Source organism: Sulfitobacter sp. LC.270.F.C4, assembly GCF_032922545.1.
Lineage (GTDB): Bacteria > Pseudomonadota > Alphaproteobacteria > Rhodobacterales > Rhodobacteraceae > Sulfitobacter > Sulfitobacter profundi.
The window spans coordinates 3,078,936-3,091,861 of record NZ_CP136692.1; the positions used below are offsets into that span (position 1 = coordinate 3,078,936).

Here is a 12,926-nt window from a genome sequence, read left to right on the forward strand (position 1 = left end):
ATGAAAGACAACGTTTCCATTACCGGCACCGCCCACAGCGACCGCATTCATGACAGCGCGTCAAAACACGTCACGGGCGCGGCAGACTACACCGACGACATTACGCTGCCCGAAGGCACGTTGCATGCCTATCTAGGTGTCTCGGATGTTGCCCATGCGACGCTTTTGGACATCGACTATACCGATGTTCTGGCAACTCCGGGCGTGATCGGCATCCTAACCGCCGAGGATGTGCCAGGCGTCAACGACCTAAGCCCCACGGAACTGAATGATGAGCCAGTTTTCCCCACTGATTTGATTCAATTTCATGGCCAACCCCTGTTTGCGGTGATCGCAGAGACACGGGACATTGCGCGCCACGCCGCAGAAAAAGCCAAGATCAACTGTGATGTTTTACCCCATGCGCTTGATCCCATTCAGGCGCAACAGGCGGGATACCCACACGTCACCGCTCCGTTGAAACTCGAACGCGGCGATGTCGATGGGGCGTTTGAAACCGCCAGCAATCGGATCAAGGGCAGGATCGCTGTAGGCGGACAGGACCACATGTACCTCGAAGGGCATATCGCCTTGGCCATTCCCGGGGAAGACGATGATATCATCGTGCATTCCTCCACGCAGCACCCCTCCGAGGCGCAGCATATGGTGGCTCAAGTTCTCGGCGTGCCCTCGAATGCGGTTGTGGTGAACGTGCGCCGCATGGGCGGCGGGTTCGGCGGCAAGGAAAGCCAGATGAACCTGTTCTGCGCTGTTGCCGCAATGGCGGCGAAAAAGTGGAACCGCGCCGTGAAGATCCGCCCCGACCGGGACCAAGACATGACGGCTACGGGGAAACGCCACGATTTTGTAATCGATTACGATGTGTCTTTCGACGCAGCGGGACGCATCGAAGCGGTGAATGGCAGCTTTGCTGCACGGTGCGGTTTTTCATCCGACCTCTCGGGCCCCGTGACCGACCGTGCCCTCTTTCACGCCGATAACGCTTATTTTTACCCGAATGTGCGGCTTGAAAGCCATCCGATGAAGACCAACACAGTCTCCAACACGGCTTTTCGTGGCTTTGGCGGCCCGCAGGGTGTGGTGGCGGCTGAACGAATTATCGAAGAGATCGCCTATGCCACAGGCCAAGATCCACTGGACGTGCGCAAGGCGAACTTCTACGGCGGCGAAGGGCGAGACATCACGCCCTATCATCAGAAAGTCGAAGACAGCATTCTCGAACGGCTTGTCGAGGAGTTGGAAACCACCTCCGACTACCGCCAGCGCCGAAAGGATATCATTGCCTTCAATAAGACCTCGCCGGTTCTTAAAAAGGGGATTGCGCTGACCCCGGTTAAGTTCGGGATCTCCTTCACGGCGACGTGGTACAATCAGGCCGGCGCATTAGTACATGTCTATAACGACGGGTCGATCCACCTGAACCATGGCGGCACCGAGATGGGTCAGGGGTTGAACACCAAGGTGGCACAGATTGTCGCCGAGGCGTTTCAGGTCGATTTTGAGCAGATCAAGATTACCAAAACCACCACTGAGAAAGTGCCGAACACGTCAGCGACTGCCGCCTCCAGCGGAACCGACCTGAACGGCATGGCCGCGCTCAACGCGGTAGAACAGATCAAGGCGCGGCTCGTCGAATTTGCGACAACAACTTGGGATGTTCCTGCAGAAGAGGTGAGTTTCCACGCCAATAAAGTGTTCATCGGCAAAGAAATCCTGACTTTTGATGCATTTATCAAACAGGCCTATCTCGCCCGCGTGCAGCTTTCGGCGGCTGGATTCTACAAGACACCAAAGATCCACTGGGACCGCAGCAAAGGCCAAGGGCGCCCGTTCTATTACTATGCCTATGGCGCGGCATGCTCTGAGGTGACAATCGATACGCTGACGGGCGAATATCGTGTTGAGCGCACAGACATCCTGCATGACGTGGGCCGGTCCCTTAATCCGGCACTTGATCGGGGTCAGGTTGAGGGCGCCTTCATCCAAGGCATGGGCTGGCTCACAACCGAAGAGTTATGGTGGGACAATGCCGGACGACTGCGGACCCATGCGCCCTCTACATACAAAATTCCCCTCGCTTCCGACCGCCCCCGCATATTCAACGTGAACCTCGCCGACTGGTCGGAGAACCGCGAACTGACCGTGAAGCGCTCCAAGGCGGTAGGAGAGCCGCCCTTCATGCTTGGCATTTCGGTGTTCGAAGCGCTGTCGATGGCCGTCGCTTCGGTGGCCAACTACCGCGCGTGTCCGCGTCTTGATGCGCCGGCCACGCCGGAACGGGTGTTGCTGGCTGTGGCACGGTTGCAGGCCGAGGGGTGAACCATGTCGAATAACGCCGTTTCTTTGGATGAATTTCTTGCGGCACATGCATCGGTCATTCGCGTCGCACTGACCCGCGTACGTGGCTCCTCCCCCCGGAACGAGGGAACTGAGATGTTTGCCTCTGCCCAAGGGCTTTGGGGAACGATAGGCGGTGGCCAGCTGGAATTTCTGGCCATCCAAGCAGCGCGGGACATGCTGCAGAGTGGAGATTTGGTGCGAGAGTTGGACGTGCCGCTTGGCCCTGAGATCGGCCAATGCTGCGGGGGAAGGGTCGAAATCCGCCTGACACGGATGCGGTCATCAGACAAGCGCGCCGCAGCGGACCGGGCTCGCGAGACAAAAGCCGCCCTGCCTCAGGTCTATGTCATGGGGGCCGGTCATGTCGGGCGGGCCTTGGCCGACCTGTTTCAACATTTGCCCGTCAGATGCATCCTGATTGACACCCGAACCGAGGAGATCGCTCTCAATACGGCAGCGGTAGAGACCCGTATCAGCGTGCTGCCAGAGGCCGATATCTGGAGCGCGCCAGCAGGCAGTGCCTTTATCGTTCTGACCCATGATCATGCGTTAGACTTTCTGCTGACCTCCGCCGCGTTGGAACGGGGTGATGCCTTGTACGTCGGTCTGATCGGCTCAGCGACCAAGCGCGCAAAATTTAAAAACTGGGCGCGCATGCACTGCGACGGCCAAACGATCGAAGATTTGAATTGCCCCATTGGGGCATGCGGTAGCCGCGACAAGCGGCCCAGCGTCATTGCAGCCTTCGTGGTTGCCGAGGTGATCGCTGAATTGACCACTGAAACTGCCGCAACCGCCCCGATCGGGGCAATAGAAGCGCCCCATGGGCGCGCATATCTGGGCCGAACGGGGAGACTGGCCTGATTGGCCAGAGGCGTTCCGCCCTATCAGTGGAGGAGACCGTCATGGACGGGAGGACTTTTAACTACAAGCTGTTTGCACGCAGCGATTTCAACGCTTTTTGGGCGTTATTTACCGACAACCTTGTGAACTTGCTGATCCTGACTGGCGTTTGCCAGTTCGTGTTTCAGATGCCACCCGAGATCGTTTTTGGCCGCATCGTACCCGGCGCGGCCATCGCCATTTTGGCCGGTGTTGCGGTCTATACCTATATGGCCAAATGGGCAGCCAACAAACAGGGCAAAGACGTGACCGCCCTGCCCTATGGCATCTCGACACCCGTGATGTTCGTCTATCTGTTCGGAGTCATCGGGCCAATCTACTGGGCCACGAACGACCCGTTGCTGGCATGGCAGGTCGGCATCGGGGCTGGCTTCATGGGCGGTGTCGTCGCTGCACTTGGGGCTATCGTCGGGCCGTGGTTGAAAGAGATCACGCCGCGCGCGGGCATGCTGGGCACCCTATGCGGCATCGCGCTTGTGTTTATCGGCTCGGTGCCCTTGGCGCAGATTTTCGAAAGCCCGATCATCGCCTTCACGTCGTTGTTGTTCATCCTATGGGGGCTGATCGGACGGTTTCGCCTTCCGGGCAACTTGCCTGCCGGTCTGGTGGCAATCGCTGCGGGTACAGTGATCGCCATTGTCTTGGGGGAGTCCAAAGTTGACGTGAGCGGAATCGGGTTCTACCCGCCGGTTCCCTACATCGGCGATCTGCTTGCCGGCATTCAGTACCTGTTCGCGAACCCTGAACTGTTCCTCGTGCTGATCCCGGTGCAGATCTACAACTTCATCGAAACCATGAACAACGTGGAATCTGCGGAAGCGGCAGGCGACCACTATCCGGTCGGTCTGTGTCAGGTTACCGATGGGGCGGGCACGATGCTGGGCGCACTCTTTGGATCGCCCTTTCCGACGACTGTCTACATCGGCCATCCCGCCTACAAACGGCTTGATGCACATGCGGGCTATATCATTGGTGTTGCTGTCGTCATCGCCGCTGCCGCATTTGTCGGGCTCTTGTCGTTCCTTGCGGGTCTGATCCCGGTTGCCGCGGCCGCACCGGTCTTGGTCTTCGTATCCGTCAGCCTGATCACCAATACGGCATGGGCGGTAAAGCCGATGCATATGGCCGCCGTGTCCTTCGCCATCCTGCCGCATATCTCGGCCTTCTTGGTGACCAAATGGGGTTCGTTGATGAATGCCCTGCGCAGTTCCGGCGTTGAGGGTCTGCCATCTTTGGGTGACGAAGCGCTCACCGCTGCGCTTTTGATGGAAGGCGCGCATTACGAAGGCCATCTGGCGCTTAGTCAGGGGGCGATTATCACCGGACTTATCTGGGGTGCGATCGTCGCTGACATCATTGACGGCCGCTTCAAAATGGCAGGCGGTTTTGCAATCGCAGCGTCTTTGATGTCGTCGGTCGGGATCATTCATTCCTACAAGCTGCAACTGCCGCAGCTGGACCCGATCACCATAGGCTACTTGATCGTCGGCGCCTTCATGTACCTATATCCGTTGGTCGCACCGAAAGAGGACCTAGAGCACCGCATTGTTGTGCCCGATGAGCCAGACTTCATGGACGAAGATATGCCCGCCCATCAGGCGTAACCAAACGATGGGCGGCAGGTCGCCGCCCCTCTAAACTCTTCCCTAGATTTGAGAAACCTATGACCCAAAAACTGCTTCGCGGTCGCCTGTTGACCTTTCACCGCGCGCCGCAAGATGGCTCTGATACCCAAGCTTACACCTACCTTGAAGATGCCGGTTTGTTGATCAGCGATGGCATCATTCAAGGCAGTGGTCCCTTGGACAGTATATTGGCCAAAGCCCCCGATGTGCCGATCACGGATCACCGCCCTCATTTGATGATGGCAGGTTTCATCGACACCCATATTCACTTTCCGCAGGTGCAGGTGATCGCCTCATGGGGTTCGCAACTGCTGGACTGGCTCAACAATTACACTTTCCCGGAAGAAACGCGCTTTGCCTGCGAAGACCACAGTCACCGCATGGCACAGGCGTTCTTTGACCAGTTGGTTGCGCATGGCACGACCAGCGCCGCCGCATATTGTTCGGTTCACAAGACCTCGGCGGATGCTTTTTTCTCAGAAGCGACGCGGCGCAATTTGCGGATGCTGGGCGGTAAGGTCTTGATGGACCGCAATGCGCCAGCCGATCTTCTCGACACGCCGCAGAAAGGGTATGATGAAACAAAGGCGTTGATCTCCGAATGGCACAGCAAAGGCCGGAACGGCTATGTCATAACGCCCCGGTTCGGCATCACGTCATCGCCAGAGCAGATGGAAACGGCGATGGCGCTCGGTGCGGAGCATCCTGACTGCCACATCCAGACGCATTTGTCCGAAAACAAAGATGAAATCGCCTTCACCAGAGAGCTCTATCCGCAGGCGCGTGATTATTTGGATGTGTACCAGTCCTACGGCCTGTTGCGGGACAACACACTGTTAGGGCACGCCATTCATCTCGAACCTAGAGAGGTTGACGCGCTGGCGGAAACCGGCGCGCATCCCGTGTTCTGCCCCACTTCGAACCTTTTTCTCGGCAGCGGTCTGTTTGATCATCCCAACCTAACTGCGCGTGGCGTTCAGAGCGGGATTGCGACGGACGTGGGCGCGGGCACAAGCTATTCGATGCTCCAAACCCTGAAGGAGGGCTATAAAGTTCTGCAGCTACAGGGGCAATCTATGCATCCGCTCCAAGCTTTCGATTGGGCGACACGAGGCAACGCCAATGTTCTGGGTCTGGAGGACAAAATCGGTACGTTGGCATCGGGAACAGAGGCAGACGTTGTGATCTTGAACTCATCTGCCACAAGCGCGATGGCCCTGCGCATGGAGCGCGCCGAGAGCCTCGCGGAGGAGTTGTTCGTGCTGCAAATCATGGGGGACGACCGCGCTGTCGAAGAAGTCTACGTGAGTGGCGTTGCTCAAAAAGCTTGCCAAGACCGGCCTGCAGGGGTGGTCCGCTTCAGTGGGGGGATTACCGCCTAGCGCCTCGCGCAGGTTCTGCCGATTGATCGCGATTTACCGCAGCCTGCCCTTATGTTTGGCGAAGGGCTCGGGGCTGCGGGTCTCGTTCCTGCATGCAAAGCAAAACAGCGCTTTGCCGAAATGCTCACCGGCGTGGTTCAGCCGCAGAAGGAACACGACGTCATGCCGCCCGCTCGCACCTGACATGGGTGTCGCGCAACTCCCGGAGCTCTTGCGGGCCTTTGACGCAGCCTTCCCGCACATCCGGACAGCGCGGCGCGAAAAGGCACCCGCGGCGTGCGGCAAACGGGTCCGCCGCCGCCGCGCCCAGCTTTTGTTCCGGCAGCCCTACCTGTGGGTCCGGCAACAAGGTCGCGGCAAGAAGGGCACGTGTATAGGGATGGCAGGGATTTTCGAAAAGTGTATCGGTTCCGGCTTCTTCAATCTTTTGCCCAAGGTACATGACAGCCACGTGGTCGGCCAAATGCTCGACCACGGCCAGATTGTGGCTGACGAAAACCATCGTGAGGCCAAGCTCTTTCTTGAGCGAAAGCAGCAGATTGATGATCTGCGCCTGTACCGAGACATCAAGTGCCGAGGTAGGCTCGTCACAGATCAGCACACGTGGGCCGAGGATGAGCGCGCGGGCGATGGCGACACGCTGCCTTTGCCCGCCCGAAAGCTCGCCGGGATAGGCATCGGCCAATCGCGCGGGCAGCCCCACCAGATCGAGCATTCGCTTGACCTCGGCGTCGACATTTGTGCCGCCGTGCAGGCGCAGCGGCTGGCCGACGAGGGTCTGAATGCGCTTGACCGGGTTGAGCGAGGCATTGGGGTTCTGAAACACCGGTTGGATCAGCCGCACGCGGTCGGCCACCGGCATGGCGCCGATCTTCTGGCCCGCGATCTCGACCTCGCCTTGGTCTGGCTGCAACAGGCCCAGCATAATGCTGACCGCCGTGCTTTTGCCGCAACCGGATTCGCCGACGAGCCCAAGCGTTTCGCCCTCGGACACCTCAAGCGACAGGTCGTTGACCGCCACCAGCTCCTCGGTCGGAGCGAACATGCCGCGGCGCAGACGGTAGGCTTTGCGGATGTTGGTCATTCGGATCATGGGGGGCGTCATGCTGCCACCTCCGCTGCCTTGACACATTCAACGAAATGGCCGGGACCGGTGTCGACGCGCGGCACCGGGTCATTGATGCAGCCCGGTCCCGCAAGGGCGCAGCGGTCGCGAAAGGCGCAGCCCTGCATTGTGCCGATCAGCCCCGGCACGCGCCCCGGAATGGCGGGCAATTCGCTCCCGCGCGGGGTGACGCCCGGCACCGGGATCGCAGCAAGTAGGCCTTGGGTATAGGGGTGGCGCGGCGCGGCAAAGAGGTCAGCGGCGGGCGCGCGTTCGGCGATGCGTCCGGCGTACATCACCGCGACATCGTCAGCGATGGCCGCGACCACGCCCAGATCATGCGTGATTAGCAAAAGCGATAGGCCAAGATCGCTTTGCAGCTCGCCCAGAAGCGCCAAGATCTGGGCTTGAATGGTTACATCCAGCGCGGTCGTCGGCTCGTCCGCGATCAGCAGTCCGGGCCGCCCCATGAGCGCCGAAGCGATCATGATGCGCTGGCGTTGGCCGCCGGAGAACCCGTGCGGATATTGCGTCAGGCGCGCCGCCGGATTGGCGATGCCCACGCGGTCGAGCATCTCGATGGCGCGGGTGTCAGCGTCCTTACGGCTCAGCTTTTCGTGGCGCACGACGCCTTCGGTCAGCTGTCGCCCGATGGTCAGCGTCGGGTTCAGCGCGCTGGTCGGATCCTGAAAGATCATCGCAACGTCACGGCCACGCAGCTTTGCCAGCTTGCCATCGGTCCTCGTGGTCAGGTCCTGACCCGCCATCTGAAAGCGGTCGGATGTGACCTTGGCGTAGCGCGGCAGCAGTCCCATGATCGAGGTCGCGGTCAGCGATTTGCCGCAGCCCGACTCGCCCACAAGGCAGAGCGTCTCGCCCTTGGCAATTTGCAGATCCACCCCGCGAACCGCGTTCAAGATGCCCCGGTCGGTGGGGATCGAAACGCGCAGGTTGCGAATATCAAGCATCATCTCGGTCATTTCCGTGCAGGTCCCGTTATATCGCGCAGTCCGTCGCCAAAGAGGTTCACAGCCAGCACCAGCAGACAGAGCGCCGATCCGGGAAGGGCGATCAGCCACGGATCAAACAGAATATTGTCGCGACCCTCGGAAATCATCAGCCCCCAGCTTGGCGTCGGTGGGCGCACCCCCAGCCCGAGGAAGGAGAGCGCGGCTTCCAGAAGGATCACGTTTGCGACCTCCAGCGAGACGACGACAAGGATCGTGGCGCGCATGTTGGGCAGAATCTCGAGGAATAGGATGCGGGTTCGGCTCGCCCCGATGGCCCGCAGGCCCATGATGAATTCCTGATGTCGAAGGCTTTGTGCGGCAGCGCGGGTGACGACGGCGAACCGATCCCAGAGCAGCAGACCCAGAACCGTGATCAGCGTGATCAGCGACGCGCCGCCAAGTGCCACCGCCGCCAGTGCGATCAGCACGATGGGCAGCGACAGCCGGGTTGTGATGGCAAAGCTGATAACCATGTCAATCCAGCCGCCAAAATAACCTGCAAGAAGGCCCAGCGTGATGCCGATGGCACCCGAGACGAGGATAACCCCCAGCCCCACACCCAGAGACACCCGCGCGCCATAGATCAGGCGCGACAGGTAGTCGCGGCCAAGGTGATCGGTGCCCAGAAGGTGTTCGGGCACGGAACGGTCATGCCAGAACGGCGGCAGAAGGCGGCGCGTCAGGTCCTGCGCGATCGGGTCATGCGGGGCGAGCAACGGCGCCAACAGCGCGATCAGAATGATCCCCGCCAGCAGCGTGCCGCCAATCAGCGCCCCGGTATTGCCGCGCATCTTGCGCCAAAGGCTGGGCCGTGCGGTTTCCATGGTGACTTCGGACATCAGGAAGCCCCCCGCAGGCGCGGATCAAGTACAGCGTTTAGAATGTCGGCCAGTGTGGTCAGAACGACGTAGAGCAGCGACAGGATCAGGATAATCGCCTGCATCACCGGCAGGTCACTGCGCAGCAGCGATTCCCAAGCCAGCCGCCCCAGCCCGTTCAGCGCAAAAACGCTCTCGATCACGATGGACCCGGACAGAAGCTGGCCCAGTTGCACGGCCGCCAGCGATACCAGCGGCAGCACCGCGTTGCGCAGCGCGTGGCGTGAAATCACCAAGTGCATTGGCAGCCCTTTGGCTTTGGCCGCTCGGACGTACTCTGTGGCCAGCACATCGATCATGCCCGAGCGGGTGATCCGCATAAGTTCTGGAATGGCGTAATAGCTCAGCACGATTACCGGCAGGATGTAGCCCTGCCACGTGTCCGCACCTGAAATCGGCACCATGCCGTACCAGACGCCGAAGACGACGATGGCCATGAGCCCCAGCCAGAAGCTCGGGATCGCCTGTCCCGAGACGGCGATCACCAGCGCGAGGCGGTCAATCCAGCCATTCGGCCTCAGCGCCGCCGCGACGCCCAAGGGCACGGCGATCACCAAGGCAACGATGAAGGAGACGAACCCCAACGTCAGGGTGACGCCGACACGGTTGCCGATGATTTCGGTCACCGGCACGTTGAAATAAATGCTCTGCCCCAGATTTCCGGTCAGCGCGCTGCCGATCCAATCGAGATATTGCACAATCAGCGGCCTATCGAAGCCATAGGCGATACGGACCGCCTCGGCGTCCTCGGCCCTGCCGCCGGAGCCCGCGATGGCAATCGCCGGGTCGCCCGACAGGAACATCAGCCCGAAGCTCAGCGCTGAAACGGTCAAACAGACCAGCAGCGCCACGGCCAAGCGTTTGGAGATGAAAGAGAGCATCGGTCTTTCCATTAATAGGGGCCGGACAGTGGGGAGCGGTCCGCCCGGCCCTGTTCCGCAGGAGGGGTCAGCCTATTTCCAGCTGGCCGCCCACCAACGGGCGAACTCGTCGGGGTGCGGGGTGAAGTTCAGATCGTTGGACAGCCCGTAGTTGACGTTGAAGTTGTACATCGGCATCCAATAGGCCTCGTCCGCGACCTTCTTGACGGCCTTGGCGTAGTTCTCGGCGCGCACCTCGCGGTCGGATGCGGTATCGGCCTCGGTCAGCCATTCAGCCAGTTCGGCGTCCTGCACAAGATCGTCCGCGCCGCCGCCAAAGAAGTTCGACAGGATAAACGCCGTGTCGCCAATGCCGTAGCTGCCCCAGTTCGAAAAGAACGCCGGAAGCTCCTTGGCGCGCCACTTGCCGATACCCGAGGAATATTGCTGTTCGTTCAACTCCAGCGTCACGCCGACATTCGCGAGGTCCGCAGCCACAGCCTCGGCCGTCGGGCGGGGCATGGCGGCAAACACCATTTCCATCTCGAAGCCGTCTTCATAGCCTGCTTCGGCCAACAGAGCCTTGGCTTTCTCCGGGTCGTATTCATAGGCCGCAACGTCCTGCGCGCACCCGAATTGGGCCGGGTTGCAGGGGGTATTCAGCACCTCGGAGGCGCCGCCCGCGAAAGCTTCGACAATCGCGCCTCGGTTGGTGGCATGGATTAGCGCCTGACGTACCTTCTTGTCGGCAATCGGCGTGTCGCCTGCCATCGCTTCTGGAGCAAAACCCACATATCCGATGCGCATGATCGGCGCGCTGATGATTTGAACCCGGCCTTCCAGACGCGACGCCTGATCCGGGGGAATGCGCCAGATCCAGTCAAGCGAGCCCGACATCAGCTCGGCATACTGGGTGTTCATTTCGGGGATGGTACGGACGGTGATCTTGTCGATGGTCGCGCCACCCTTGGGGCTGCCGGCGTAGTGATCTTCGAACCGCTCCATCTCGTATCGAATGCCCGGCTCTTGGCTCACCAGCTTGTACGGCCCGGTGCCGATCGGCGTGGCGGCTATCCCGGCAGACCCGTTTTCAGCAAAGAACTCATGCGGATAGATCGGAAGCGCATCGGCCAGCATCTCGACCGCGCCGGCAAAGGGCTTGGACATATTGATGCGCACCTTGTAATCGCCCAGCATCTCGACGTTGTCGATCCAGTCGACCGAAATCGAATAGCGGGTGCCGTATTCCGGGGTGATCACGGTGTTGAGCGTTTCGACCACGTCGGCGGCGGTGAAATCGGCGCCATTGTGGAACTTCACACCCTGACGCAGAGTGAACTCCATCGTCAGCGGGCCGGTGAATTCCCAAGATTCCGCCAAGGCGGGCACGATCTCTCCCGTGTCGAGGTTCTTGTAAAGCAACCCGTCATAGATGTGCCGCGCGAGGATCAGGCCCTGACGACCGGCGATCTTATAGGTGTCAAGCGGCTCGGGTTCGGCGGCGAAGGCCACGTTGAGCGTATTGGATGCCTTGTCGGCCAATGCGGGCGTGCCCAGCATCAGCGCTGTGCTGGCGGCAAGCGCCGCCATCCCGGTGAAACGTTTTCTAGATACAGTTTGAATCATGGGTCTCTCTGTCGGTTGAGTGAAGTGAAGAAAGGTGGTGCCGGTTTTCCGGTTCTAGGAAGGCTGCTTTGCGCCCCGCGTGATGTCGGCCAGTGTCTCGCCCGCGCGCAGGCGTTCGAGAATCCCGACCTCGTCTTCCTGCATCTTGCGGGCGCGCGCCGCGTGGTTTGCGGCCTGTTTCTTGTCCAGCACGACAACGCCGTTTTCGTCGGCGAGGATCATGTCGCCAGGCCGGACGGAGACACCGCCACAGCCCACGGTCACGTTGAAGTCGCCGCCAAGCCGGCGCGGCTTGGTGGTGATTGGCGAGCGACCGCGGCACCAGACGGGGAAGTCTTCGTGCTCTATGGCGGACCGGTCGGTGACAAAGCCATCAATCACCGCGCCCACCACGCCGCGCGCCTTGGCGGCGGCGGTGGTAACCGCGCCCCAGCAGGCATGGCGCAGATCGCCGCAACGGTCGATGACAATGACCTGACCGGGTTTCGCGGCAGAGAGTGCATCGGTGAGCATCGCGCCATCGTCGCCTTGTATGCGCACGGTCAGCGCCGGGCCAAATACCCGACGGCCGGGCAACAGCCCCTGCAGCGACGGCGCCATGAAGCCGGTTTCAAGGAAATGGCCCAGCGTCGCCGTTTCGATGTCCGAGAGGTCGAGTTGGGATGTCATGCTCTGTCCTGTCGCCTGTTTTCTAGGAAAAGGATGGCGGCGAGAGAGCTAATGGGTCAAATAGCCGGGAGTTATGACAGGCATAACCCCCGGGCCGGGATGCGGTGCTCAGACCGCCGCGGTGACGATGAATTCCACCTTGTAGTCAGGCGTGGCCAGTTTGGCCTCGCCACAAGCGCGCGCGGCCGGATTGGCAGGATCAATCCATGCGTCGTAAACCGCGTTCATCTCTTGGAAATCTGCCATGTCGTCCAGCCAGATAATAACCTGCAACAGCTTGGATTTACTGCTGCCTGCCTCATCCAGCAGGCGGTCGATGGCATTCAGGCAGTCCTGGGTTTGGGTGGCGACATCCGCACCGGCGGTGCCGACTTGGCCGGCGAGGTAGACGGTGTTGTTGTGAATGACGGCCTGGCTCATGCGCGGGCCTGGGTGCAGTCGTATGATGCTCATGCTTTTCGCTTTCCGATTAAATGAGCGGCAAGCCTATCCGACGGCGGGCGAAGCGCACAGTTGCGCCACATAGGC

The 12,926-nt window shown here is 60.5% G+C and carries 11 protein-coding genes; 4 read left to right on the forward strand and 7 right to left on the reverse strand.

Annotation, left to right across the window (positions count from 1 at the left end; all coding sequences use genetic code 11):
* The 4 genes from xdhB to guaD are packed head-to-tail and all read left to right on the forward strand — an operon-like array spanning position 1 to position 6,250.
* The gene (xdhB, locus tag R1T45_RS18950; RefSeq protein ID WP_317389905.1) at positions 1 to 2,319 is read left to right on the forward strand and encodes a xanthine dehydrogenase molybdopterin binding subunit; all 2,319 of its coding nucleotides are present in this window, start codon (positions 1 to 3) and stop codon (positions 2,317 to 2,319) included.
* Positions 2,320 to 2,322: 3 nt separating this feature from the next.
* Positions 2,323 to 3,204 (forward strand): xanthine dehydrogenase accessory protein XdhC, encoded by an 882-nt coding sequence (gene xdhC, locus R1T45_RS18955; RefSeq protein ID WP_317389906.1) that lies wholly within the window; start codon positions 2,323 to 2,325, stop codon positions 3,202 to 3,204.
* A gap of 41 nt (positions 3,205 to 3,245) precedes the next feature.
* Positions 3,246 to 4,847 carry a xanthine/uracil/vitamin C permease gene (locus R1T45_RS18960; RefSeq protein ID WP_317389907.1) on the forward strand — a complete coding sequence of 534 codons (1,602 nt, stop codon included), beginning with the start codon at positions 3,246 to 3,248 and terminating at the stop codon, positions 4,845 to 4,847.
* Positions 4,848 to 4,906: 59 nt separating this feature from the next.
* Positions 4,907 to 6,250 carry a guanine deaminase gene (gene guaD, locus R1T45_RS18965; protein WP_317389908.1) on the forward strand — a complete coding sequence of 448 codons (1,344 nt, stop codon included), beginning with the start codon at positions 4,907 to 4,909 and terminating at the stop codon, positions 6,248 to 6,250.
* A gap of 160 nt (positions 6,251 to 6,410) precedes the next feature.
* On the opposite strand, the gene R1T45_RS18970 is transcribed toward guaD, so the two are convergent.
* The 7 genes from R1T45_RS18970 to R1T45_RS19000 form a co-directional block, all read right to left on the reverse strand.
* Positions 6,411 to 7,355, reverse strand: a complete 945-nt coding sequence (locus R1T45_RS18970; RefSeq protein ID WP_317389909.1) for an oligopeptide/dipeptide ABC transporter ATP-binding protein — start codon at positions 7,353 to 7,355, stop codon at positions 6,411 to 6,413.
* On the reverse strand, positions 7,352 to 8,326 hold the full coding sequence (locus tag R1T45_RS18975; protein ID WP_120350330.1) for an ABC transporter ATP-binding protein: 975 nt from the start codon (positions 8,324 to 8,326) through the stop codon (positions 7,352 to 7,354). The genes R1T45_RS18970 and R1T45_RS18975 overlap by 4 nt, the downstream gene beginning before the upstream one ends.
* A gap of 5 nt (positions 8,327 to 8,331) precedes the next feature.
* Positions 8,332 to 9,204 (reverse strand): ABC transporter permease, encoded by an 873-nt coding sequence (locus tag R1T45_RS18980; protein WP_132444870.1) that lies wholly within the window; start codon positions 9,202 to 9,204, stop codon positions 8,332 to 8,334.
* Positions 9,204 to 10,124, reverse strand: a complete 921-nt coding sequence (locus R1T45_RS18985) for an ABC transporter permease (protein WP_120350328.1) — start codon at positions 10,122 to 10,124, stop codon at positions 9,204 to 9,206. The genes R1T45_RS18980 and R1T45_RS18985 overlap by 1 nt, the downstream gene beginning before the upstream one ends.
* A gap of 72 nt (positions 10,125 to 10,196) precedes the next feature.
* Entirely contained in the window at positions 10,197 to 11,729 is a 1,533-nt protein-coding gene (locus R1T45_RS18990) for an ABC transporter substrate-binding protein (protein WP_317389910.1), read from the reverse strand.
* A gap of 54 nt (positions 11,730 to 11,783) precedes the next feature.
* Positions 11,784 to 12,398 carry an RraA family protein gene (locus R1T45_RS18995; protein WP_317389911.1) on the reverse strand — a complete coding sequence of 205 codons (615 nt, stop codon included), beginning with the start codon at positions 12,396 to 12,398 and terminating at the stop codon, positions 11,784 to 11,786.
* 108 nt (positions 12,399 to 12,506) lie between these two features.
* The gene (locus R1T45_RS19000) at positions 12,507 to 12,851 is read right to left on the reverse strand and encodes a RidA family protein (protein WP_317389912.1); all 345 of its coding nucleotides are present in this window, start codon (positions 12,849 to 12,851) and stop codon (positions 12,507 to 12,509) included.
* Positions 12,852 to 12,926: the final 75 nt, after the last annotated feature.